Annotated in this window: 20 protein-coding genes and 1 pseudogene; 17 read left to right on the top strand and 4 right to left on the bottom strand. The window is 63.2% G+C overall.

All coding sequences use genetic code 11. From position 1 onward, the window contains the following. Window positions 1–225 precede the first annotated feature (225 nt). The 7 genes from ACSKB8_RS30535 (at window position 226) to ACSKB8_RS30505 (ending at window position 5,689) form a co-directional block, all read left to right on the top strand. Window positions 226–1,359, top strand: coding sequence for an alpha-hydroxy acid oxidase (locus tag ACSKB8_RS30535; protein WP_091885725.1), 1,134 nt, complete (start codon window positions 226–228; stop codon window positions 1,357–1,359). Window positions 1,360–1,373: 14 nt separating this feature from the next. Then, window positions 1,374–1,997: an HAD family hydrolase gene (locus ACSKB8_RS30530; protein ID WP_438108073.1), complete on the top strand. Its 624-nt coding sequence runs from the start codon at window positions 1,374–1,376 to the stop codon at window positions 1,995–1,997. Window positions 1,998–2,156: 159 nt separating this feature from the next. Further along, on the top strand, window positions 2,157–2,363 hold the full coding sequence (locus ACSKB8_RS30525) for a hypothetical protein (RefSeq protein WP_370990054.1): 207 nt from the start codon (window positions 2,157–2,159) through the stop codon (window positions 2,361–2,363). Between the two features lie 224 nt (window positions 2,364–2,587). Then, the gene (locus ACSKB8_RS30520) at window positions 2,588–3,799 is read left to right on the top strand and encodes a molybdopterin molybdotransferase MoeA (RefSeq protein WP_438108071.1); all 1,212 of its coding nucleotides are present in this window, start codon (window positions 2,588–2,590) and stop codon (window positions 3,797–3,799) included. Window positions 3,800–3,975: 176 nt separating this feature from the next. Beyond that, window positions 3,976–4,677, top strand: coding sequence for a transcriptional repressor LexA (lexA, locus tag ACSKB8_RS30515; protein WP_091886069.1), 702 nt, complete (start codon window positions 3,976–3,978; stop codon window positions 4,675–4,677). 179 nt (window positions 4,678–4,856) lie between these two features. Continuing rightward, window positions 4,857–5,087 (top strand): hypothetical protein, encoded by a 231-nt coding sequence (locus ACSKB8_RS30510; RefSeq protein ID WP_438108069.1) that lies wholly within the window; start codon window positions 4,857–4,859, stop codon window positions 5,085–5,087. 167 nt (window positions 5,088–5,254) lie between these two features. After that, entirely contained in the window at window positions 5,255–5,689 is a 435-nt protein-coding gene (locus ACSKB8_RS30505; protein ID WP_370990056.1) for a hypothetical protein, read from the top strand. Window positions 5,690–5,828: 139 nt separating this feature from the next. On the opposite strand, the gene ACSKB8_RS30500 is transcribed toward ACSKB8_RS30505, so the two are convergent. Next, entirely contained in the window at window positions 5,829–8,108 is a 2,280-nt protein-coding gene (locus ACSKB8_RS30500; RefSeq protein ID WP_438108067.1) for a ComEC/Rec2 family competence protein, read from the bottom strand. Between the two features lie 503 nt (window positions 8,109–8,611). Between ACSKB8_RS30500 and ACSKB8_RS30495 the strand changes: the two genes are divergently transcribed. Continuing rightward, the gene (locus tag ACSKB8_RS30495; protein ID WP_438108065.1) at window positions 8,612–9,940 is read left to right on the top strand and encodes an MFS transporter; all 1,329 of its coding nucleotides are present in this window, start codon (window positions 8,612–8,614) and stop codon (window positions 9,938–9,940) included. A gap of 158 nt (window positions 9,941–10,098) precedes the next feature. Here the strand turns inward: ACSKB8_RS30495 and ACSKB8_RS30490 are convergent, their stop codons facing one another. Then, complete coding sequence (locus ACSKB8_RS30490) at window positions 10,099–10,461, bottom strand: SPW repeat domain-containing protein (protein WP_176945519.1); 363 nt, start codon at window positions 10,459–10,461, stop codon at window positions 10,099–10,101. Between the two features lie 238 nt (window positions 10,462–10,699). On the opposite strand from ACSKB8_RS30490, the gene ACSKB8_RS30485 reads away from it, so the two are divergent. From ACSKB8_RS30485 to ACSKB8_RS30460, 6 genes are all read left to right on the top strand, one after another. Beyond that, entirely contained in the window at window positions 10,700–10,882 is a 183-nt protein-coding gene (locus ACSKB8_RS30485) for a hypothetical protein (RefSeq protein WP_176945507.1), read from the top strand. Between the two features lie 167 nt (window positions 10,883–11,049). Further along, window positions 11,050–12,480, top strand: a complete 1,431-nt coding sequence (glnA, locus tag ACSKB8_RS30480) for a type I glutamate--ammonia ligase (RefSeq protein ID WP_438108063.1) — start codon at window positions 11,050–11,052, stop codon at window positions 12,478–12,480. A 79-nt stretch (window positions 12,481–12,559) separates the two neighbouring features. Then, complete coding sequence (locus tag ACSKB8_RS30475; RefSeq protein ID WP_438108061.1) at window positions 12,560–13,576, top strand: ribonuclease Z; 1,017 nt, start codon at window positions 12,560–12,562, stop codon at window positions 13,574–13,576. A 24-nt stretch (window positions 13,577–13,600) separates the two neighbouring features. Then, window positions 13,601–14,749 carry a CapA family protein gene (locus tag ACSKB8_RS30470; RefSeq protein WP_438108060.1) on the top strand — a complete coding sequence of 383 codons (1,149 nt, stop codon included), beginning with the start codon at window positions 13,601–13,603 and terminating at the stop codon, window positions 14,747–14,749. Window positions 14,750–14,922: 173 nt separating this feature from the next. Next, window positions 14,923–15,588 carry a phosphoribosylanthranilate isomerase gene (locus ACSKB8_RS30465; protein ID WP_438108058.1) on the top strand — a complete coding sequence of 222 codons (666 nt, stop codon included), beginning with the start codon at window positions 14,923–14,925 and terminating at the stop codon, window positions 15,586–15,588. A gap of 443 nt (window positions 15,589–16,031) precedes the next feature. Continuing rightward, window positions 16,032–16,517 (top strand): adenosine-specific kinase, encoded by a 486-nt coding sequence (locus ACSKB8_RS30460; RefSeq protein WP_130213724.1) that lies wholly within the window; start codon window positions 16,032–16,034, stop codon window positions 16,515–16,517. Window positions 16,518–16,559: 42 nt separating this feature from the next. Here the strand turns inward: ACSKB8_RS30460 and ACSKB8_RS30455 are convergent, their stop codons facing one another. Both ACSKB8_RS30455 and ACSKB8_RS30450 read right to left on the bottom strand, forming a co-directional pair. Further along, window positions 16,560–16,946 (bottom strand): nuclear transport factor 2 family protein, encoded by a 387-nt coding sequence (locus tag ACSKB8_RS30455; protein ID WP_438108056.1) that lies wholly within the window; start codon window positions 16,944–16,946, stop codon window positions 16,560–16,562. A gap of 8 nt (window positions 16,947–16,954) precedes the next feature. Next, window positions 16,955–18,631 (bottom strand): glutamine--tRNA ligase/YqeY domain fusion protein, encoded by a 1,677-nt coding sequence (locus tag ACSKB8_RS30450; RefSeq protein WP_438108055.1) that lies wholly within the window; start codon window positions 18,629–18,631, stop codon window positions 16,955–16,957. Window positions 18,632–18,774: 143 nt separating this feature from the next. Between ACSKB8_RS30450 and gltX the strand changes: the two genes are divergently transcribed. The 3 genes and pseudogenes from gltX to ACSKB8_RS30435 all read left to right on the top strand — a co-directional run bounded on the left by gltX (window position 18,775) and on the right by ACSKB8_RS30435 (window position 23,152). Further along, window positions 18,775–20,202, top strand: coding sequence for a glutamate--tRNA ligase (gene gltX, locus ACSKB8_RS30445; protein ID WP_438108054.1), 1,428 nt, complete (start codon window positions 18,775–18,777; stop codon window positions 20,200–20,202). Between the two features lie 148 nt (window positions 20,203–20,350). After that, on the top strand, window positions 20,351–21,652 hold the full coding sequence (gltA, locus tag ACSKB8_RS30440) for a citrate synthase (RefSeq protein ID WP_370990068.1): 1,302 nt from the start codon (window positions 20,351–20,353) through the stop codon (window positions 21,650–21,652). Window positions 21,653–21,974: 322 nt separating this feature from the next. Beyond that, window positions 21,975–23,152, top strand: a pseudogene (locus ACSKB8_RS30435) (ROK family protein). Window positions 23,153–23,208: the final 56 nt, after the last annotated feature.

Here is a 23,208-nt window from a genome sequence, read left to right as displayed (position 1 = left end):
CAACACCATTCTGGTTTCTTCAAGGCCGGCTCGCCGTGCCGGCGGTACGGCGAAGAAATCCCTTCGCCGCGGCTTAAACTTTTGGCAACGTTCCGAAACCATTTTGCGCAAAGCGGACATCGGTCGGCCGCCCACGCCTCGCAGTTATGCGATTTTAGGATGGTTTTGCAGGGTCAGACGCGATAGGCGATGGCGATAAGACTTCAAATTCTCGGGAGGACAACAATGAACGACGCGCCCCGCATCCGGCCGGAAAGGAACGTCGAACTCGGCGCCAGCAACGAGCCGTTCCAGAACCTGCACGAATTCATCCGGAAAGCGCGCGCCAACCTCAACCAGAATGCCTGGGACTACATCGTCGGCGCTGCCGAGACCGAGACCACGATGCGCCGGAACCGGATGGCGCTGGACGAGATCGCCTTCCGCCCCCGCGTGCTGCGCGATGTTCGCAAAGTCGACGGCTCGGTCGAGCAGCTCGGCCGCAGGATGCGGCTGCCGGTGGTGCTCGCCCCCGTCGGTGCGCTGGAGATATTCGATCCCGACGGTGCGGCAAGCGTGGCGCGTGCCGCTGGCACCTTCGGTGCGGCGCACATGTTGAGCTCGGTGTCCGAGCCCGGCCTGGAAAAGACTGCCGAGGCCGCGCCCGACGCGCTGCGGCTCTATCAGCTCTATGTCCGCGGCGACGATGCCTTCGTCGCGGATGTTGTCAGCCGCTCCGAGAAGAACGGCTATGCCGCATTCTGCCTGACCGTCGACACCGCCCATTACAGCCGTCGCGAACGTGACATCGCCAAGCGCTACGTTCGCGAAAGCCGCCTGCGCGCGACCGGCGGTGACTACCAGAAGGGTCTGGAATGGCGGACCGTGAAGATGATCAAGGACAAATTCAGGATCCCGCTGATCCTGAAGGGCATTGCCACCGCCGAGGACGCACAGATCGCGATCGATCATGGTGTCGAGTGGATCTACGTCTCCAACCATGGCGGCCGTCAGCTCGATCATGGCCGCGGCGCCATGCATGTGCTGCCTGAAATCGTCGAGGCCGTGAAGGGTCGCGCCAAGATCATGGTCGATGGCGGCTTCTGCCGCGGCACCGACATCGTCAAGGCGATCGCGGCGGGCGCCGACATCGTCGGCATTGGCCGGCTGCAATGCTGGGCGCTGGCGGCGGCCGGCGAAGCCGGCGTGATGCGAATGCTGGAACTGCTGGAGGATGAAGTGCTGCGCTGCCTCGGCCTCTTGGGTGCCACCTCGTTCGCCGAGGTCGACAAGTCCTGCCTGCATCAGGCGACCGCAACGAATGCGCCGAGCGTATTCAGCGCGTTCCCGCTGTTCGACCACGACCCCTATCGATACTGAAGTGAAAGGACACGATGACCTCGCTCTCTCCCGGCAGCGCCGATGCGCTCCTGTTCGATCTCGGACGCGTGGTGCTCGACATCGACTTCTCCAAGGCGATCGCCTGCTGGGCGGGACATGCCGGCTGCCAGCCCGAGGCCATCGTCGCGCGCTATGTGCGTGACGAGGCCTACCGGCTGCACGAGGTCGGCAAGATCAGCGACGAGGACTATTTCCAATCGCTGCGTTCATCGCTCGGGATCGGCATTTCCGATGCGCAGTTTCTGGAGGGATGGAACGCGATCTTCGCCGGCGAGATGCCTGACATCGCCGAGCTCTTGCCGCGCGCTGCAAAGCAGATGCCGCTCTATGTCTTCTCCAACACCAACCGGCCGCATGTCGACTATTTCTCGAAGGAATATGCCGGCGTGCTCGGGCATTTCCGCGAGCTCTATTTGTCGTCCAGCATCGGCCTGCGCAAACCGGATGCGGAGGCGTTCGACCATGTCGTGAGGGCGATCGGCGTGCCGGCCAGCCGAATCGTGTTCTTCGACGACCTTGCCGAGAACGTCGAAGGGGCGCGGGCGCGCGGATTGACCGCGGTGCATGTCACATCGCCCGGCGATGTCGGCAACGCCTTGCGAGCGTTGGGAATTTGACTGCCGCCCCCGGCCGGATCTGGTTGGGTTCCGAGGACCAAATCTGCTTGGGATGCGGAACCAAATCACTTTGTGCATTTTTGTACAAAGTTCCGGGAACGGAAATACTTCCTCCGGACTCTATCGAATCCGTTGGGACTTCTACATCGGACTATTCTCGTGCTGGGCAAAGCCTACCTCACAAAGCAAGCTTCTCTGCTGCTCGAATTCGCCAGAACCACCTCGGATTCGCGCCTCTCCGCCAAGCTCATCAGCAAGGCCGCCGACCTGAAATCACAGGCCGATCCGCTGCCGGATAAGGATCAGGGCCCCAAAGCTCCGGACGTGACGCCTGGCGTCAGTTCGGGCGAACAGACGCAGAGTTGATCGCGATGCTGGCCGTGGCTCTGGTCATTCTCGTCCTAGCCATGGCCACCCTGGTACCAATCTGCCTCGTCCTGGAGATCATGTCGCGCCGGGCCTGACGTCGCCTTCGTTGCCTATGAATGCGTCGTCGGGATGATCATCCCGCTCGGCTGCTCTTTTGCCTCTGCGCTCGCGCTCGGCTAGAAGGCTTCCTGCCAATTCGTCCGCGAGCAGGAGTTTTCGCCGTGGCTCTCATGCCGGTTTCCGATGCGCTTGCCGCCGTGCTTGCCGGCGCGGAGCCTCTGGCCGAGGAAATGGTTGCTCTCGACGCAGCCTTCCACCGTGTGCTCGCCCGCGACGTGGCGGCGCTGCGCACGCAGCCGCCTGAAGCAATGTCCGCGATGGATGGTTATGCCGTGCGCGCGGCCGACGCGGGGGCGATCGATTCCCAGCTGACGGTGATTGGCGAGGTAGCCGCGGGGCGTCCGTTCGCGGGAACGGTCGGCGCCGGCGAAGCCGTGCGGATCTTCACCGGCGGCGTCGTTCCCAACGGTGCCGACGCCGTCGTGATCCAGGAGGATACGGTCGCGGACGGCAAGCGCATCACGATCAAGGAAGCCGCGATTCCCGGCCGGCACATCCGCCCCGCAGGCGTCGACTTCTCCGAAGGCGCCGTGCTCCTGCGCAAGGGAACCCGCCTCACCGAGCGCGACCTCGCGCTCGCCGCCGCCATGAATTACCCCCAGCTTGCCGTCTGCCGCCGTCCGAAGGTCGCGATCCTCGCCACCGGCAACGAACTGGTGATGCCGGGCACCACGCCCGGCCGCGGCCAGATCGTCTATTCCAACGGCTATGCCCTGCACGCGCTCGCCCGCAGCGAGGGGGCTGACACCATCGACCTCGGCATTGCCGCCGACACGCTGGAGGCCACCACCGCCGGCATCCGCCGCGCCCGCGAGAGCGGCGCCGACATCCTGGTCACGACCGGCGGTGCATCGGTCGGCGACCACGATCTTGTCCAGCAGGCGCTGAGGGACGAAGGTATCTCGATGGCGTTCTGGAAGATTGCGATGCGCCCGGGCAAGCCGATGATGCATGGACGGCTCGGCGCGATGCGCGTGATCGGCCTGCCGGGTAATCCCGTCTCGTCCTATGTGTGCGCCTTCCTGTTCATGGTCCCGCTGATTCGTGCGGTGTCGGGTCGATCCGTGATTCATCACCGCCATGAGCGCGCCGTGCTCGGCCGCGATGTGGGCGCAAACGATATGCGCGCGGATTATCTTCGCGCACGTCTGGAACAGCGCGACGACGGCACGCTGGTGGCCGTTCCCGTCAATCACCAGGATTCCTCGCTGCTTGCGAATCTCGCTGCGGCGCAGGCACTTCTCGTGCGCGCACCGTTCGCGCCGAAAGCCGGAGCCGGCTCGCCTTGCGAGGTGCTGCGCCTGCCCGTCTGAGCGCACCACCACACGTGTTCCGCGAACTTTGTCGCGTTCACGGTAAATTAAGCAGTTGCGGAACACATATCGAACATATAGTGTCCGTTCATGATTTGTTTCGAGGATGTAGCGGTTCGCCGCTCCAATTCAGCGTCTCGGAATCGAACGACATCGACCGGGGGACTTTGGTCGAGATGTTAACGCGCAAACAATACGAGCTTCTGCGGTTCATCAGCGAACGTCTGAAGGAAAGCGGCGTGCCGCCCTCCTTCGACGAGATGAAGGATGCGCTCGACCTGCGCTCGAAATCGGGCATCCATCGCCTGATCACCGCGCTGGAGGAGCGCGGCTTCATCCGCCGCCTGCCCAACCGCGCTCGCGCCATCGAGGTGATCAAGCTGCCTGAGCTCCAGGCCGCCGCCGGCAACCGCCGCGGCTTCACGCCAAGCGTCATCGAGGGCAATCTCGGCAAGGTGCGCGCGAGCTCCAGTCCGCCCGCCGACGAGGGCGAGCGTCCCGTTGCGGTGCCCGTGATGGGTCGCATCGCAGCCGGTACGCCGATCGAAGCGTTGCAGACCCGCAGTCACACCATCAGCGTGCCGCCCGACATGCTCGGCTCGGGCGAACACTATGCGCTCGAAGTGCGCGGCGATTCGATGGTCGAGGCCGGCATCCTCGACGGCGACATGGCGCTGATCCAGCGCAACGAGAGCGCCGATACCGGCGACATCGTGGTGGCGCTGATCGACGACGAGGAAGCGACGCTCAAGCGCTTCCGCCGCCGCGGCGCCTCGATCGCGCTCGAACCCGCCAACGCCGCCTACGAGGTGCGCATCCTGCCGCCGAACCGGGTGAAGATTCAGGGCAAGCTGATCGGGCTGTACCGCAAGTACTGAGACGACCCAGCGGTCATTCGATATCAATGATTCCGATTGGAGCGGACGGATTGTCCGCTCCAGCTGGATAGTCTTTCTGATCTTGGGCAGATTATCTGGCCCCTCTCCCAGCGCTATGTCCTCGACATGCCGCCCGAAGCACTCATCGCTTTGCGGCTCAAGAGATCGAGGAGACAACGATGCGCAAGATCGTTTTGAGCGCGTTCGCCAGTATGCTGATCGCTGCATCGGCAGCGCAAGCATTCGCAGCACAATCGCAGCACCATCCCCGCAAGTCGGCGCACGCAACAACGACCGAGCAATTGCGTAGCGCCCGAAATGCCGTCGCGCGACAACCACAGCCGAGTTGGCCATATTCCGATGGTCGGCGCCCGCAGGCCGCTGACGCTCGCATCCGCCAAATGCACTAAAGCGAACTTTGTTCCTATCGGATTCGGGAAAGATAATGTGATCGCATCCTGCTGACGCCAGCCGCAGATTCGCCCACAACCAAGCAGAACGTTACGTGCTTCCACTCTGATAGAGGCTTGCGCCTCCGAAAGAGGCGCGGGTTGCTATCTTCGAATAGGAGCACCCGATGTGTGACTACAGTCTGCATGCCGTTGCATCGCGCCCCGCCGAAGTCGGCGAGACGATCGTGTCGACAACGTTCCGCGGCACCTCGACGCGCGGTTTTGCTTCCGCGGCCGACCCGACCGTGGCCGTCTGCCTGCTGCCGGGAACGGAGCTCGCCTTCGCCGACAACGTCCGTTACGACAATCGTTGGATCTGGACGCGCACGATCAACTCCCGCGTCGGCAAGTTCGGCAAGATCGATCCGCACGTTCCCGATCGCCATCATGACGCGATCGAATTCCCCGACGGCAAATACGTGCTGGTGACGCAGCTCGTCGAAGGCCAGCGCGCAACCGTGCTGCAACTGCCGGTGACGCAGCCGGTCGGCGAGCGCGAGCACAAGCCGCAGATCGATGCCGACAGCCGGCCGACGATCACGCGTCTGCCGATCGGCTGAGCCGTCCCTGGCCACCAGGTCGGGCCAGGATTGAAAATGCCATCGCCGGCCGAGGCCGGCGAGATGGTATGATTTATGTTCTGCGAAAGTCCGGTTGGACCCGGACCAAGTCCTCGCATTTGTTCTTAATCGTCTGGCCTTAATCGTCGGCCTGCAAGTCGGTCTCCGCCGGAGTCGCGTCCCGGTTGCGGGCCGTAGCCGCCTTCGGCGCAAGGCTCCCGTCGAAATCACCCTCGCCGGCGCCGGCCGGGAGCCAAGGGCGGCTTGTGCCTCTCGCTCTCACAGCTTGAACTGCAAAACCGTCACCACGCTGCGTCAACGCCAGCGCGCCTTGACTGGTGAGACGCTGCCGATCGACCACCATCGCCGCACAATCCGGCGGCGCGGGCCGCCGCGTCACCACCAGCGCGGCGCGGCTGCAATCATCAGCCAGCGCGTCGATCCGCAAGGAAAGCGCAACCAGCCGCCCGTCGTCGAGCGGCGTCACGCAGCCCGCCTCGTCACACGACACGCCATCGGCCAGCGAGCTACTCCCGGCGTCGCGCGGATCGGCGTCGGCAGCTAACCACTCCCTAAGCAGAAAGCCGTCCTTGCTCGCCCGGATGACATGCAGGTGCCCGTCCCGGCCGCGCACCGCGACGCTCGCGCCGTCTCCGGCAATCAGGATGTCGGGCTGCCGCACCGACAGCCCCCAGGCAATGGAAGCCAACAACATCAGCGCACCAGACCAGCGCAAGGGTGTGCGCAACAGGCCCATCACGATGATCCCGAGGCTTGCCGCGATCAGCGGCGCGATGCCGAAGGCGGGGATGCGGCCGATTGCGCCCGGCAGTGCCGCCACCCAGCGCGATACCGCGACCATCCAGTCGTTCCCGATCCCCATCAGCCACCAGAACACGCCGTCGAGCCCGAAGGGAGCCGCGAGCAGTCCGAGCAGGCCCGCCGGCATCACCAGTGCCGAAACCACCGGCATCGCGCCGAGATTGGCGAGCACACCGTACGGCGTGACGCGGTGGAAGTGGAAGGCGGCGTAGGGCGTGGTCGCAAGCCCCGCGATCAGCGAGGCCAGGAACAGCATCGCGATCTCGCGGCCGCCCCATAGCGCGATGCGCGCGGTCGCCGAATGGTCCGGCGAGGCAAACAGGTTCGGCATGCCGATCTGCACCAGCGCGACCAGCCCGAGCGTCGCGGCGAAGGACATTTGAAAACTCGGATGCACCAGCGCTTCGGGCGCGACCGCGAGCACGATCAGCGCAGCCACCGCCAGCGTGCGGAAGGTGATAGCGCGGCGATCCACCATGACCGCGATCAGCACCACCGCCGTCATGAAAAACGATCTTTGCGTTGCGACCTCCGCGCCTGACAGCAGCAAATAGAACGCGGCCGCCACCAGCGCTGCAGCTGCCGACCATTTCTTGATGGCAAAGCCCGCCGCCAGCCCCGGGATCAGTGCCAGCAGCGCACGCACTGCGAAGAACACGACACCGGCGACAACCGCCATGTGATAGCCGGAGATCGACAGCACATGGCCGAGCCCCGAGATGAACATGGCGTCGTTGACGGGCGTGGTGATCGCATCGCGCCGTCCGGTGAGCAGCGCGGTCGCGATCGCACGGTTGTCGCCCTCGAGCGTCGCACGGATGCGCGCGTCGATCGCATCGCGCAGGCCCTGCATGAAGGCCGCGTAGCGCAGCCGCAGGCCACCGCCATCCGGCGGCACTGAAGCGGTGATCGCGCCCATCACGAAGCCGGAGGCGCCGATGCCCTGGAAGAACATGTCGCGGGAGAAATCGTAGCTGCCCGGGCGCACGGGAGAGATCGGCGGCATCAAGCGCGCCTTCAGTTGCACGAAGCTGCCGACCTCCGGCGCCGTCCCCTTGCGCACCGACAGGCGCACGCGCTCCAGCCTGACGTCGCTGCGCTGCGCCTCCATCGCCGTAACGCGCAGCATGAAGCGATCGGTGCGCTCGCGGATGTCGCGGGTCTCGACGAAGCCCGACAGCGACACCGAATAGAGCGGCTTGGCCAGCACGGTATGGGCGATGCGCGCCGTCTTCCACGTCGCCATGGCAAAACCCGCCGCCACCGCCGCGATCATGATCGCGGGCGCGAACAGCCGGCTCCGCCGCAGCAGGACGGCGCCGAGCATGAGCGCGGCCGCCGTCGCGGCAACGACCCACAGCACGGGCTCGTGATCGGCAGCGAAATAGAGCGCGATGCCGGTGCCGAAGGCGACGGGCACCCAGGGCAACAGCCGCCCGGCGCCGGCCTCAGCGCGTGCCCATTCGCGCAGCGTCTCGACGATCGCGGGCCACGCACCAAAGCCCGCCGGCACAACGCCGCCAGCCGGTGTGACGCGGCCAACGGGCCACGTTCCTGCGACTCCCTGGGAGCGCACTGGCCGGCCCGGCTCCGCCATTCCCATGCACCTTACGCTACGCGACGGGTGCGGAGGCTACCGGAACGTGCGGCTGCGCGAATAGCGGTACGGATCAGGAACGAACGCGGCGGGACCCTACTTTTCCCCTCCATCGTCACGGCGACCGCCGCCTTGGCATCTCTTCTGGATTGCTCGCAACGCCTGAGACGTCTTTGACCAGAAGTCGCGAAGTATTCGAGCCCTTGCGATCTCGTTGGCAAACGCCCCGCGACAGATCGATTGAGCCGAAAGTCTCATAAGTTGCCGGCCCGAGGTGGGATTACACTACGGTTCCCCGCCTCCCCGACAGGACGGGCAAGGCAGTGGTCGCTCGCGGTTCTAAGGCCGCCGGAGCTCTTCTCAGGTGGCGCGAAAGTGCGCCTGAAGTCAGACGTTGCCGACGCAACTCTTTGAATTGGCGCCTGCGACGCCGCGCATCACGCTCTCCCCGCGAGAAGATCGATCGCTGAAACAAGCGAGGAGACGTCTTGAAACCATAGGAGTTGCACATGCAGGTACCGAGTGATTTTCGCCGCGTGATCATCGCTGCATCGGTGGGAAACATCATCGAATGGTATGATTTCTACATCTTTGGCAGCTTGGCCGCAGTTCTATCGGTCAAGTTCTTTGAGCAATCCCACCCGGTTGCCGCCCTCCTCAGCACGATCGCGCTCTTCACGGCAGGATTTCTCATCCGTCCGCTAGGCGCCTTCCTGTTCGGATGGATGGGTGACCGGGTTGGCCGCAAATACACCTTTCTCATTACGCTCAGCGGAATGGGACTCGGTACGGGGGCGATCGGGTTGATCCCGACCTATCAGTCGATTGGTCTGACGGCCGCGTTCGTCCTCTTCGGCCTGCGCATGATCCAGGGCCTGTGCCTGGGCGGCGAATATGGTGGCGCCATCACCTACGTCGCCGAACATGTGCCGGACGATCGACGCGGCTATTATACCGGCTGGCTGCAGACCTCGCCTACTCTCGGAATCGTGGTGTCGCTGGCCGTCATCATCCTCACGCGGACATATGCCGGCAACCAGGCCTTCGACGAATGGGCTTGGCGCGTTCCGTTCCTGCTGTCCTTCCTGCTGGTGGCGATCGCGATCTACATCCGGCTCCAGCTCCAGGAAACGCCGATCTTCCAGGAGATCAGGTCCCGCGGCCAGATGACGAGGAATCCTTGGAAGGAGGCTTTCCTCAGCTCGAACATCAAATACATCGGGATCGCGATTGTGGTCCTGATCGGACAAGGCGTGGTCTGGTACAGCGGTCAGTTCTGGGCGCTGTACTTCCTGCAGCAGGTCTCCAAGGTGGACCCGCTAACCTCCGCCTACATCGTGGGCGCCGCACTGCTCATTGCCACGCCGAGCCTGATCCTCTTTGGTTGGCTGTCGGATCTGATCGGCCGCAAGCCGGTGATCCTGGGCGGCATGCTGCTCGCCGCGATCACATACTATCCGCTGTATCTGTGGCTGGGGACTGTCACGCAGCCCGGAAACGTCAACTATCCGGTCGCGACCTTCATCATCTTCATCCTGGTTTGCTATGTCGGGATGGTATACGGGCCGGTCGGCGCGTTTCTGGCGGAATTCTTTCCCGCCAGGATCAGGTATACGTCAGTCTCGGTGCCGTATCACATCGGCAATGGCTGGGGTGGCGGATTGGTGCCGTTCATCACGTCGGCGGCATTCGCCGCGACCGGCAGCATCGGCTATGCGCTGATTTATCCGATCGTGGTCCCTGCGGTGTGCTTCGTGCTTGCCGTCTTCCTGATGCCGGAAACGCGCAAGATCAGCATCTGGGAGCCGATCGAGCCGAGAGCCGCATTGTGATGGATTGATCCCGGTGCAGGACCGCGGGGCCCTGCACCGGAGTTCGTGTCGGGGCGCAGTGCCGATCGTTGCCATCGGCACCGCGCCCGAGCGAGCCGATTTCGAACTCCCGGCCGCCAGCAAATGGCGGTCGGCAAGCGCCCGACTAGCACCTCTTCTCAGCCGGCCAGTCGATGCCAACGATCGTGCCACCAGGTGCTGAAGTCGCGATCGGTCATCAGCTCCCAGACAGCGAGTAGGATCACCAGTATGCCGGACAGCACGCTGCTCACCGTTGCCGATACCGGCTCATAGCCAATGGTCCAAGGTGCCAGTAGCAGAGCCAGGCCCACCAGCATTTCTCCCCATTCTTCCAGATAGGACGGGATGAAAAGAGCCTCGATGGCAAACAGCATGACGCCGAGCCCGAGTGCGATGGAGACCCAGACAGGCGCCCCGGACAAGCCCAGGATAAAGGACGAAAGAACCAGCCACAGGCCAACCAGGAGGCTGGCAGCGTCTTGCCAATGTTGGATGCGCATAATGCTCACCTCCTCTCTCCCGGTTAGATGGTGGCGCAGCTGAGAAATGCATCCCTCCGACCTGCGCCGTGTTGCCGCGACAGAAGCCGCATCCAATCCTCGCGGCCCATGCTCCGGAAAGGGCCCTTGCGAGGGCCTGCACCAGGATGCAGACTAGCCGCGCTTGACAGGTGTCGACGTCTATCGTCCCGGCCGCACTTCGTTTGCGTTGCGCCCGGGACAAGAGGGAGGTGACGCCATGCGAGAAATCGAAATCCACGACTATGCGCGGCAGTTGCTGGAAGCCCATGGTCCCAAGGCCATTGCGGAAGCCGCCCAGAACGCCATCGATCTCGAGTCGAAGGGCGAGATCGAGCTGGCCAAGACCTGGCGGCATATCGAAGACGCCATGAAGCTGATGCGCGGGCCTCACCAAAGCTGAAGCAGCCGGCGTGCGTGGCCGCCTGACCGCAAATGCCGCCAAGCCGGATTGAGGCTGGAGGGGCGGCAACACAGAGTATGACCACAATCCGTCGCAAGCCGTTCGGCTGCGGCTGAACGGCAACGCGACCCGCAAGACGCGCATCTCCACGATGCTGGGAGCGAGCCATGTTTCCAAAATGTGCGACGGCCGAAGATCTCGTGAAGGCGATCAAGGACGAGAAGGTCCAGATGATCGATCTGCGGTTCACTGACCTGCCGGGGGTATGGCAACATTTTTCCGTCCCGCCGAGCGCAGTGCGCGTCGATGCGCTCGAGGAGGGCATCGGGTTCGACGGCTCATCGATCCGCGGCTTCCAGGAGATTCAGGAGAGCGACATGCTGGTCGTCGCCGATCCGACGACGGCCTTCGTCGACCCCTATAGTCCGGCAACGACGCTGGTCCTCATCTGCAACATTCGCGACCCCGTGACCGGCCAATCCTATAGCCGCGATCCACGCTACGTCGCCCAGAAGGCTGAAACCTATCTCAAGGGCACTGGTCGCGCCGATACGAGTTACTTCGGCCCGGAAGCGGAGTTCTTCGTCTTCGACGAGGTGCGCTACGGTCAGGGCATCAATTACGCCATGCACGAGATCGATTCCAGCGAAGGCAGCTGGAACACCGGCGCGGAGGAAGCGCCGAATCTGGGGCACAAGCCGCGCCCTAAGGAGGGATATTTTCCCGTTCCTCCGACCGACAGCATGCAGGCGCTACGCACCGAAATGGTGCTGACCATGGAACAGCTCGGAATCCAGATCGAAGCTCATCACCACGAGGTCGCAACCGGCGGCCAGAACGAAATCGACATGCGCTTCACAACCCTGACCCGCATGGCCGACAATTTGATGATCTACAAATATGTGGTGAAGAATACCGCGCATGAGCACGGCAAGACCGCGACCTTCATGCCGAAACCGCTGTTCGAGGACAACGCTTCGGGCATGCATGTGCACCAGTCGCTGTGGAATGGCGAGACCAACCTGTTCTACGATCAGGGCGACTATGCGGAATTGAGCCAGCTCGGCCGCTACTACATCGGCGGCCTCCTGACCCACGCCTGGGCGTTGTGCGGGCTTTGCGCCCCGACGACCAACTCCTATCGGCGCCTGGTGCCGGGCTATGAGGCTCCCATCAACCTGGTCTACTCCCAACGCAATCGTTCAGCCTGCTGCCGAATTCCAATGTACTCGCCGAATCCACGCGCAAAGCGGGTCGAATTTCGTTCGCCCGACCCCTCCTGCAATCCCTACCTGGCTTTTGCCGCAATGCTGATGGCGGGCCTCGACGGTATCGACAGCCGGATCGATCCCGGCAGCCCCATCGACAAGAACCTTTACGACCTGCCACCGGCCGAAGCCAAGCAAGTGAAGTCGACACCGGGATCGCTGGATCAGGCGCTCGACGCACTCCAGCGCGACCACGCATTCCTGCTGCGCGGCGACGTCTTCACGGCCGACCTGATCGAGACCTGGCTCGACTACAAGCGAAAAAAGGAGGTCGATGCGATCCGGCTGCGACCGCATCCCTATGAGTTCCACCTCTACTACGACATCTGACAGCGGTCGGATGCGGATTCATCAACGTTGGCTAAATGCGGGAAATCCATCGGGCGCTGTTGCAGCAGAATAGTTTGCCATGCGACCACTTTTCCATCCGAGCCTGGTCAACGGTCGCTACGGCGACCCGACGGTCTATGTCGAAACGCTGTTCGAAAAGCGAAGTCTGCTGTTCGATGTCGGAGAGATTGCTTCACTAGCGCCGCGGAGGATACGGCGCGTCGACCAGGTCTTTGTCTCGCATGCACATATTGACCATTTCGTGGGCTTCGACCATCTGCTTCGCTTGCTCGTCGGGCATGAGAAATCGGTGCAGCTGTTCGGTCCGTCCGGCTTTGCCGAGCACGTCTTTCACAAGCTTCAGGCCTATTGCTGGAACTTCGTCGAAACCTATCCCTGCGATCTCGTTTTCGATGTAAGCGAACTCGGAACGGCGGATTCCATCTCGACCACGCGGTTCCACCTGAGGAAGGCGTTCGCAGCAGAGCCATCAGTCTCTCGCAAGGTCTTTGGCGGCGTACTCTGCGATGAACCGACCCATCGCGTGTCCGCCGCGATCCTTGAACATGGCACGCCCTGCCTCGCCTTTGCGCTGCAGGAGGCTGCGCATGTCAACGTATGGAAGAACCGGCTGTTGGAGCGCGGACTGCCCGTCGGTCCCTGGTTGCTGTCGCTGAAGAAGGCCATCGTCGAGCGTCGCGCCGACGATCATTTGATCCGCATCAATGAAACGGCAACGTCAGATCGCCTCGTTCCGCTCGCCAGCCTGCGCGATCTCGTGACGGTCGCTGCGGGCCAGAAAATTGCCTATGTAACCGATGTTGCCGACACGCCGGCCAATCGCGCCGCCATCGTGGCGCTGATTCAGAATGCAGACATCCTCTTCATCGAGGCGGCGTTTGCGGGGGCCGACGCCGCATTGGCGAATGAGCGGGCTCATCTTACAACCACGGCTGCCGGAGAAATCGCACGGGAAGCCAATGTGCGCCGCGTCGAGCCCTTCCACTTCTCGCCGCGCTATGCGGGAGAGCAGGAGCGGATGCTGGCCGAGGTGATGGCGGCGTTCAGGCATCTCGCACCTGACGCAAAGAGCTAAGCGGCAGGACCGGAGTGGAAAGTCATGTCCGAGGAACGACAACTGCCAGCGGTGTGTCGGAAACCGGTGCGGCTCTTCCTATGCGGAGATGTCATGTGCGGCCGCGGCATCGACCAGGTGCTGGCGCACCCCTGTAGCCCCGAGATTTACGAAGATTACATGCGATCGGCGGCGGGCTACGTGCTGCTCGCCGAGCAGGCGAACGGGCCTATTCCGCGGCGCAATGGATCGTCCTACGTCTGGGGCGCTGCACTGGACCAATTCAAGTCCATGCAGCCGGACGCGCGGATCATCAATCTCGAAACGGCTGTGACGGGCAGCAACGACCGCGCGAACAAGGGCATCAACTACCGCATGAGCCCCGAGAACGCAGAGTGTCTCGCGGCCGCGGGGATCGACTGCTGTCTATTGGCCAACAACCATGTGCTCGATTGGGGCCGCGCCGGCCTAGTCGAGACGCTGACAACTTTGCAGAAGCTCAACATCAAGGCGGCGGGCGCAGGCCGCAATGATCGGGAAGCGCGCGCACCCGCAGTGTTGAGCCTTGCCGACGCGCGGCTCCTGGTCTTTGCGTTCGGATCGACATCGAGCGGAATCCCGTTCAAGTGGGTTGCAATGTCAGACACTCCGGGCGTCAACCTGCTGCCTGACCTCAGCGGGGCGAGCGCGTTCGAGGTCGCTGATCAGGTCATGGCGGCCAGAAGGCCGGGCGATCTCACGGTGGTGTCGATCCATTGGGGATCCAATTGGGGATATGACATTCCCGATGAGCAGAGGATTTTTGCCCGGGCCCTGGTCGACAAGGCAGGCGTGTCGATCGTTCACGGGCATTCTTCGCACCATCCGAGAGCGATCGAAATCTATCGAGACCGCCTTATACTCTATGGCTGCGGTGATTTTCTGAACGACTATGAGGGGATCCGTGGTTACGAGTGCTACCGCGACGACCTGGCGTTGATGTATTTCGCCGACCTGGATCCAACCAGCGGAAGCCTCCATGCGCTCAAACTGGTTCCCATGCAGATCAAGAACTTTCGTCTCTCCATTCCATCGCGGCGCGACATTGAATGGATCCGGCAAACCCTGGATAGGGAATGCCGGCCGTTCGGAACGAGGGTTATTTTTGAATCCGAACAGCAGCTTGCATGTGTCGCGCAGAGGGCAACGACCTGACTCTCGTAACAAGCACTCCCCGATAGAATTGGCGGGCCGGCGCGACTGGGACTGCGTCCCCGCCGGGCAGCTGACCCAATCTTCGACTTCCGCTAGCCGACGAAGGCTGTGGCTTTGCCAAACGCCGCCTTCGGATGTCTTATGCTCAATGTCCGCCGCGGAGGTTACGCGCGATGTTGACCCAGATTTATGAAATCTCCACCCTCGAAGAGGCGTCCGCTGTTTCAGCCATTGGCGTCGATCATGTCGGCGTGCTCGTCGGAGACGGCCGATTTCCGCGCGAGCTGCCGATCTCAGCAGCTTCCGAAATTGCCGCGGCGATTGTACCGCCATCGAAGTTCTCAGCACTGTTTCTGACCTGCGATCTCTCCTTGATTGCCTCATGGGCGCGCGAACTCAACCCCGCGATCGTCCATTTGGGAGCCAGCGCCGAATTGCTTTCGCCGCAAGACGTTGCTTCGCTCAAACGCGTGTTGCCCGGGATGGTCGTGATGAGGAGCATACCGGTGTTCGGCGAGGAGAGCGTCGCGATTGCCCGCAGCTACGTTGGCATTGCAGACTTTCTGCTTCTCGACAGCTATCGAGCCACGGACGAGCAGATCGGCGCGCTCGGCGTGACGCATGACTGGGGTATCAGCCGCCGGATCGTGGACCTCGCCCCTGTTCCTGTTGTCCTTGCCGGTGGTCTCGGACCGGACAACGTCGCAGAAGCGATCCGCACCGTCCGTCCAGCCGGTGTCGATTCCAAGACGAGAACGGATCAGGACGGATCGCACGCCAAGGACCTGGATCGAGTTCGCCGGTTCCATGAAGCGGCTCGGGCGGCGGCGCCGTCATAGTGTGGAGCAGCTGACATCATGATTGTTCTGTTCACGGATTTCGGATTGCACGGCCCCATACGGGCCAGATGAAGGCATGGCGCCTGGCATACCCGCTATTGACCTCTTCACCGATGCGCCCATGAGGAATCCCAGGGCCGTGCGGACCGCGATCTTGGCCTTTCGACCGGCAGCCCGGTTGAGATTCGTCCCTTAGATGGTTATGTGGCAACGAGGTCTGCAGTTATGCGCACGCCAAGAAAGCAGAGCTCAGGAACGGATTGGCCAAAGCCGAAGACCCGCCACGCCAGGCGGCCGGCGACTGGTAACAAGCGGCTGGCCGATCAGACCCGCAAGATTCTCGGCAAGCACTACGCGAGCAAATATCGGGTACGGTAATCGCGATCGTTGCGCGGCCGGCTGTACGGCTTAACATGTGGAACTCTGCCGATAGGAGCGTAGCCATGGAACTCACCGTGGTGCCCATCGTCAAACCGGATGCGGCCAACTTCATCTTTGGCCAGTCGCATTTCATCAAGACCGTGGAAGACCTCCACGAGGCGCTCGTGGGCGCGGTTCCGGGCATCCGCTTCGGGCTGGCCTTCTGCGAGGCCTCCGGCAAGCGACTGGTACGCTGGTCGGGCAATGACGAAGCGGCCCTCACCCTCGCCCGCAACAACGCATTGGCCATCGGCGCCGGCCACACTTTCCTGATCTTCCTGGGCGACGGGTTCTTTCCGGTCAACGTCCTGGCTCCCGTGCGCGCGGTGCCGGAGGTCTGCCGCATCTACTGCGCGACGGCCAACCCCACGCAGGTGATCGTCGCGCAAACGGAGCTTGGCCGCGGCGTGCTCGGCGTAGTGGATGGCGCTTCGCCTCTGGGTATCGAGACCGACGCCGACATTGCGTGGCGGAAGGACCTGCTGCGAAAGATCGGCTACAAGCTGTAGCGAGCGGATGAAGCCGGATGCGATGAAGTACATCCCCCGGCGCTAGATCAGCGCAGCTCTGGACGACACGTGGTGGCTCGCGATCTTCCAGTCGCCGCCTTCACGCACGATTGCCCAGGTAAGCTTGACCGACAGCGGCGCGGCCTCCTCGCCGAGGTCGAACGAGGCGATCGCGGCCATGTTGATCATTTTGGGCGCGACCTGCGCCGCGGCCACCTCGGAAAAGCGGACGCTCGGCAAGCGCCGGCGCGGCAGGCCATTGAAATAGGCCGCTACTCCGTCCCTGCCACGATATAGCGTCGGGTTGGAGCCGAAGAAGAACGCATTCTTCGAATAGAGCGACGACAGCGCGGCCGCGTCGAGCGTCGCGAAGCCGGCGCACCATTTCGCGATGATGGCGGAAACGATGGCGTCGGCCTCATTGTTCATGTCGTATCTCAGCCTTTCGCGACTTCCTTCGCAAACGTGTCGCGCAGGCCGATGGTGCGCGAGAACACCGGCTTGCCGGGCGTCGAGTCCTTGTCACGCACGAAATAGCCCTGCCGCTCGAACTGCATCGGCTCCATCGAATTGCTTTCCGCAACCGATGCCTCGACTCGGGCATCAGCCAGGATCTCCAGCGATTGCGGATTGAGATCGGCCGCGAAGTTCGCGGCGTCCGGATTCGGATTGGAGAACAGCTGGTTGTAGATGCGGATCTCCGCTGGCTTGGATGCCGCTGCCGGCAGCCAGTGCATGGTCGCCTTGACCTTGCGGCCATCGGGCGCGTTGCCGCCCTTGCTAGCGGGATCGTAGGTGCAGCGCAGCTCGACCACCTCGCCTGCGTCGTTCTTGATCACACCGGTGCACTTGACGAAATAAGCATAGCGCAGCCGCACCTCATTGCCCGGCGACAGGCGGAAGAATTTCTTCGGCGGATTCTCCATGAAGTCATCCTGCTCGATATAGAGCTCGCGGCCGAACGTGATCTTGCGCGTGCCGGCGCTGGGATCGTCGGGATGATTGATCGCCTCGAGCTCCTCAACCTGCCCTTCCGGATAGTTCTCGATCACCACTTTCAGCGGCTTCAGCACCGCCATGCGGCGCTGCGCCGTGCGGTTCAGTTCCTCACGGATGCAGAACTCGAGCATGCCGACATCGACCACGCTGTTGGCCTTGGCGACGCCGATGCGCTTGACGAATTCGCGCAGCGCGGCCGGCGGCACGCCGCGGCGGCGCATCCCCGCGATGGTCGGCATGCGCGGATCGTCCCAGCCCGCGACATGGCCCTCGCGAACGAGCTGGGTCAGAACGCGCTTCGAGAGCAGCGTGTAAGTCAGGTTCAGCCGCGCGAACTCGTACTGGTGCGGCTCTGACGGCACCGGCAGCTTCTCGATGAACCAGTCATAGAGCGGCCGATGGTCCTCGAACTCCAGCGTGCAGATCGAGTGCGTGATGCCCTCGATCGCGTCCGACTGGCCGTGCGCATAATCGTAGCTCGGATAGATGCTCCATTCGGTGCCGGTGCGCGGATGATGCGCATGCAGGATGCGATACAGCACGGGGTCGCGCAGATTGATGTTGCCCGCGGCCATGTCGATCTTGGCTCGCAGCACGCGCGCCCCGTTCGGGAATTCGCCGGCCTTCATGCGGCGGAACAGGTCGAGATTTTCCTCCACCGAGCGGTCACGGAACGGCGAGTTCCTGCCGGGCTCGGTCAGCGAGCCGCGCGAAGTGCGGATCTCCTCCTGGGTCTGGTCGTCGACATAGGCGAGTCCGTCGCGGATCAGCTGCTCCGCCCATTCATAGAGGCGATCGAAATAGTCCGAGGCGAAGAACAGGTTCTTGCCCCAGTCGAAGCCGAGCCAGCGCACGTCGGCCTGGATGGAATCGATATATTCCTGCTCTTCCTTGATCGGGTTGGTGTCGTCGAAGCGCAGATGGCAGCGGCCTGGAAATTCCTGGGAGATGCCGAAATTGAGTGCGATCGACTTGGCGTGGCCGATATGCAAATAGCCGTTCGGCTCCGGCGGGAACCGGGTCACGATCTCCTTGTATTTGCCCTGATCGAGATCGGCCTGGATGATGTCACGAATGAAATCGCGCCCAACCTCAGTCGCCACCGGTTCTGTCATTACGAAAATCCTGTAGGGAAATCAGCGGTCCTTCTGCCAAATTCGCTGGGCCGCGCCAAGCCTTAGCAGGTCCGCTGTCGGGCTTTAGTCATGCTCCGGTCCTGATACATACCACCGCCTCCAATGCATAGGCCCTGCCAAGAATGACCGATTCCGTCGTCACGCGCTTCGCTCCCTCGCCGACCGGCTTCCTCCATATCGGAGGCGCCCGCACGGCGCTGTTCAACTGGCTCTATGCGAAGAAGCACGGCGGCAAGATGCTGCTGCGGATCGAGGATACCGACCGGGAGCGCTCCACCGAGGCCGCCATCGCGGCCATCCTCGACGGCCTCAAATGGCTCGAGCTCGGCTGGGACGGCGAGGTCATCTACCAGTTCGCCCGCGCCGCCCGCCACCGCGAGGTCGCCGAGCAGCTGCTCGCCGACGGCAAGGCCTATCGCTGCTACGCCACCGCCGAGGAGCTTGCCGCCATGCGCGAGAAGGCGCGCGCAGAGGGCCGCACCCGCCTCTATGACGGCATGTGGCGCGACCGTGATCCCGCGACCGCCCCGGCCGACGTGAAGCCCACCATTCGCCTGCGCGCGCCGCAGACCGGTGAGACCATGATCGAGGACCAGGTCCAGGGCCGCGTGGTCTGGCAGAACGAGAACCTCGACGACCTCGTCCTGCTGCGTGGCGATGGCAACCCGACCTACATGCTCGCGGTGGTCGTGGATGACCACGACATGGGCGTGACCCATGTCATTCGCGGCGACGACCATCTGATCAACGCCGCCCGCCAGAAGCAGATCTACGATGCAATGGGCTGGGCGCTGCCGAGCATGTCCCACATCCCCCTGATCCACGGCCCGGACGGCTCGAAGCTGTCGAAGCGCCACGGCGCACTCGGCGTCGATGCCTACCGCGCCATGGGGTACCTCCCGGCGGCGCTGCGCAACTACCTCGTCCGGCTCGGCTGGAGCCATGGCGACCAGGAGATCTTCTCGACCGACGAAATGATCGCGGCATTCGACCTTGCCAGCGTCGGCCGCGCCGCCGCCCGCTTCGATTTCGCCAAGCTGGAAAATCTCAACGGCCACTACATCCGCAACGCCGAGGATCAATCACTCGTGAAGATGTTCGAGGATGTGCTCGACCACATCGTGCCCAGCCGCGACGACATTAAGGCCAAGTTAAACGACACCACGCGGGCGCAGCTCCTGAAAGCCATGCCGGCCCTGAAGGAGCGCGCCAAGACGCTGATCGAGCTGATCGACGGCGCCTACTTCATCTTCGCCGACCGGCCGCTGCAGCTCGATGCCAAGGCGCAGGCGCTGCTGACAGCTGAGAACCGCAAGCTGATCGGCCAGCTTCATTCCGCGCTGGGGAAAGTCGAGACATGGAGCAGTGCCAGCACGGAAGCCGCGCTGCGCACCTTTGCCGAGGAAAATAGTCTCAAGCTCGGCGCGGTCGCCCAGCCCTTGCGGGCCGCGCTGACCGGACGGACGACGTCGCCTGGTATATTTGAGGTTTTGGACGTCCTGGGACGCCAGGAAAGCCTGGGCCGGCTTCAAGATCAATCTACGACGTAAGTCGACCATGCGTGGGGGTGATCTTGCAGCGCACACAGCAATAATATACCCATCTCCCCCGTACATTCTGGAACATCCGGCCTGCCCCCAACGATCTCCTCAGGGGCCTCCGGCTCCGGCCCGTTTCACCACACATCGGGGACCTACGATGGACGCAAAACCAAGCAACAAGACCGCCACGCTGACGGTCGGAAACAAGAATTACGATCTTCCGATCCTCAGCGGCAGCGTCGGGCCCGATGTGATCGATATCGGCAAGCTCTACGGCCAGTCCGGCCTGTTCACTTACGATCCGGGCTTCACCTCGACGGCGAGCTGCCAGTCCAAGATCACCTATATCGACGGTGATGCGGGCGTGCTGGAATACCGCGGCTACCCGATCGAGCAGCTCGCCGAGCACGGCGACTTCCTGGAGACCTGCTATCTCCTGCTCTACGGGAATCTGCCCACCGCCGCGCAGAAGAAGGATTTCGACTATCGCGTGACCCATCACACGATGGTGCACGAGCAGATGGCCCGCTTCTTCCAGGGCTTCCGCCGCGACGCCCATCCGATGGCGATCATGGTGGCGGCGGTTGGCGCGCTGGCCGCGTTCTATCACGATAGCACCGACATCAACGATCCCAAGCAGCGCATGGTCGCCTCCATGCGCATGATCGCCAAGATCCCGACGCTGGCTGCGATGGCCTACAAGTACACCGTCGGCCAGCCCTTCGTTTATCCGAAGAACTCGCTGCGCTTTGCCGAGAACTTCCTGAACATGTGCTTCGCGGTGCCCTGCGAGGACTACAAGGTGAGCCCGGTCCTCGCCGACGCGCTGGAGAAGATCTTCATCCTGCACGCCGACCACGAGCAGAACGCCTCGACCTCGACGGTGCGCATCGCCGGCTCCTCCGGCGCCAACCCGTTCGCCTGCATCGCGGCGGGCATCGCCTGCCTGTGGGGCCCGGCGCATGGCGGCGCCAACGAAGCCGCGCTCAACATGCTCTACGAGATCGGCACGGTCGACAAGATTCCGGAATTCATCGCCAAGGTGAAGGACAAGAATTCTGAAGTCCGCCTGATGGGCTTCGGCCACCGCGTCTACAAGAACTACGATCCGCGCGCCAAGATCATGCAGAAGATGTGTCACGCCGTGCTCAAGGAGACCGGCCATGGTAATGATCCGATGCTGAACGTGGCGATGGAGCTCGAGAAGATCGCGCTCAGCGACCAGTACTTCATCGACCGCAAGCTCTACCCGAACGTCGACTTCTATTCGGGCATCACACTGAAGGCGATGGGCTTCCCGGTCTCGATGTTCACCGTGCTGTTCGCGGTCGCCCGCACCGTCGGCTGGATCAGCCAGTGGAGCGAGATGATCGAAGATCCGCACCAGAAGATCGGCCGTCCGCGCCAGCTCTACACCGGCGTCGCCAAGCGCGACTACGTGCCGATCGACAAGCGGTAACGATCGCCATAACGGCTTCGAAACGGCGTCATCGAAAGATGGCGCCGTTTTTGTTTGTGCGCGCACTTGTAGGGTGGGTTAGCTAGCGGCTGCGCGAAGCGCAGTCCGCTGGCGTAACCCACCAACTTCGTTCGGCCAGTGCAGAAGCATGGTGGGTTACGCCTTGCAGGTGCGCTTCGCGCATCTGCAAGGCTAACCCAACCTACAGACACCGCTGTTGCTGCCGCGCACAACAACAAGTCGGCGCATCGGACCGGCAAACACTTGACAGCTGAAACGCTCCGCGCGCAAATTCTTACACTAAGTAAGAATGACGACAGGGATGGAAATGCCGGAGCAGCCGAGAAGTCGGCGGCAGACGCGCGCTGCCATTTCGACTCATTTGCTCCAGTCGGGCGGCTCGTTTCGGCCGCCGCTGGCGAAGGCGGTGCGCCTGTCCGAGGCGAGCCTGTCGCGCATCCTGTTCGACCTGAAGGCCGAAGGCCTGATCGAGGAAGTGCGGCGCCCTGCCCCTTACGTCGGCGGCCCGACGGGTCTCGTGTCGCTCGGCGGCTCCGTGGCGCTCGCAGCCGTCGAGCTGTCCGCTCAATGGCTCAGCGTCGGCGTCGGCGCTCTGTCGGGCGAACTGCACTACACCGAACGTCTGCCGTTGCCGAAGGCGCCAACCGTCGAGACGGTCGGCCGCGTGTTCCGCGAAGCGATGACATTGCTGCGCGACTGGACGCGCCGCCGCCACATCACGCTCTCACAAATCGGCGTCTCCATTCCGGGCCTTGGCCGGTTGACCGTATCCGGCAATCCGATCATCCCCTGCGATGTCGGGCGCATCAGCGCCATGATCGGCGAGATGTTTACCGACGTGCCGCTGGAATTCACCAATTCGGTGGTGGCGCACGCCACTTTTCACCGCTGCCGCACGCAGAACTATCCATTCAGCGGCACGCATCTGTTCGTCTTTGTCAGCCATGGCGTTGCCGGCGCCTGGATGGATGACCCGACTGAAGCCGATGCGCTCCAGCCGGTTGAACTGGGCCACATGGTATTTGGACCCGAAGGACCGCGCTGCCGCTGCGGCCATCTCGGCTGCGTCGAGGCCTATACTTCGCTCGCCGCTTTGGCCAGCTCCTCGGCGTCTCCGACGCCGAATTGCTCCAGCTCGGCAGCGAATGGGTGCACGCGATCCCGCTCTCGACGCGCGTGCGCCAGGAGTTGCGGCGGCGGCTGTTCCGGCTTGGCCTTGCGATCGGCAACACGCTGAATGTGAAGCCGTGCGGTGGCGTCGCCGTCAGCGGCTGGCCATCGCTGCTCTTCGATGACGATCGCAACGCCGTGGTCGAGGGGATCGACGCCTGCCTGCTGGGCGGCCGGACATCGGCGCAAGTGTCCATCGCCTTCGTGCCACCCTCGACCGGCAACGATCCGCAGGCGGCCCTGGCCTTCGCCGCCTTCTGCCTGGCCAGCCGCGGCGGCATGCCCGCCACATCGACGGAGGCCGCCTAACATGCCCTGAACCGCGCGGCCTCAACGCACAAAGAACTTCACACCGGGAGGAACTG

It is taken from the genome of Bradyrhizobium sp. BR 1432 (genome assembly GCF_051547705.1).
GTDB classification, from domain to species: domain Bacteria; phylum Pseudomonadota; class Alphaproteobacteria; order Rhizobiales; family Xanthobacteraceae; genus Bradyrhizobium; species Bradyrhizobium zhanjiangense.
The sequence above is the reverse complement of the archived record's forward strand: the minus strand, read 5'-3'. Positions and strand labels throughout refer to the sequence as shown.

What these genes read in the sequence shown, in the direction of transcription:
- ACSKB8_RS30535 (WP_091885725.1), top strand. Translation starts at nt 226, where the DNA reads ATGAACGACGCGCCCCGCATCCGGCCGGAAAGGAACGTCGAACTCGGC.
- ACSKB8_RS30530 (WP_438108073.1), top strand. Translation starts at nt 1,374, where the DNA reads ATGACCTCGCTCTCTCCCGGCAGCGCCGATGCGCTCCTGTTCGATCTC.
- lexA (WP_091886069.1), top strand. Translation starts at nt 3,976, where the DNA reads ATGTTAACGCGCAAACAATACGAGCTTCTGCGGTTCATCAGCGAACGT.
- ACSKB8_RS30510 (WP_438108069.1), top strand. Translation starts at nt 4,857, where the DNA reads ATGCGCAAGATCGTTTTGAGCGCGTTCGCCAGTATGCTGATCGCTGCA.
- ACSKB8_RS30505 (WP_370990056.1), top strand. Translation starts at nt 5,255, where the DNA reads ATGTGTGACTACAGTCTGCATGCCGTTGCATCGCGCCCCGCCGAAGTC.
- ACSKB8_RS30500 (WP_438108067.1), bottom strand. Translation starts at nt 8,108, where the DNA reads ATGGCGGAGCCGGGCCGGCCAGTGCGCTCCCAGGGAGTCGCAGGAACG.
- ACSKB8_RS30490 (WP_176945519.1), bottom strand. Translation starts at nt 10,461, where the DNA reads ATGCGCATCCAACATTGGCAAGACGCTGCCAGCCTCCTGGTTGGCCTG.
- ACSKB8_RS30485 (WP_176945507.1), top strand. Translation starts at nt 10,700, where the DNA reads ATGCGAGAAATCGAAATCCACGACTATGCGCGGCAGTTGCTGGAAGCC.
- glnA (WP_438108063.1), top strand. Translation starts at nt 11,050, where the DNA reads ATGTTTCCAAAATGTGCGACGGCCGAAGATCTCGTGAAGGCGATCAAG.
- ACSKB8_RS30475 (WP_438108061.1), top strand. Translation starts at nt 12,560, where the DNA reads ATGCGACCACTTTTCCATCCGAGCCTGGTCAACGGTCGCTACGGCGAC.
- ACSKB8_RS30470 (WP_438108060.1), top strand. Translation starts at nt 13,601, where the DNA reads ATGTCCGAGGAACGACAACTGCCAGCGGTGTGTCGGAAACCGGTGCGG.
- ACSKB8_RS30465 (WP_438108058.1), top strand. Translation starts at nt 14,923, where the DNA reads ATGTTGACCCAGATTTATGAAATCTCCACCCTCGAAGAGGCGTCCGCT.
- ACSKB8_RS30460 (WP_130213724.1), top strand. Translation starts at nt 16,032, where the DNA reads ATGGAACTCACCGTGGTGCCCATCGTCAAACCGGATGCGGCCAACTTC.
- ACSKB8_RS30455 (WP_438108056.1), bottom strand. Translation starts at nt 16,946, where the DNA reads ATGAACAATGAGGCCGACGCCATCGTTTCCGCCATCATCGCGAAATGG.
- ACSKB8_RS30450 (WP_438108055.1), bottom strand. Translation starts at nt 18,631, where the DNA reads ATGACAGAACCGGTGGCGACTGAGGTTGGGCGCGATTTCATTCGTGAC.
- gltX (WP_438108054.1), top strand. Translation starts at nt 18,775, where the DNA reads ATGACCGATTCCGTCGTCACGCGCTTCGCTCCCTCGCCGACCGGCTTC.
- gltA (WP_370990068.1), top strand. Translation starts at nt 20,351, where the DNA reads ATGGACGCAAAACCAAGCAACAAGACCGCCACGCTGACGGTCGGAAAC.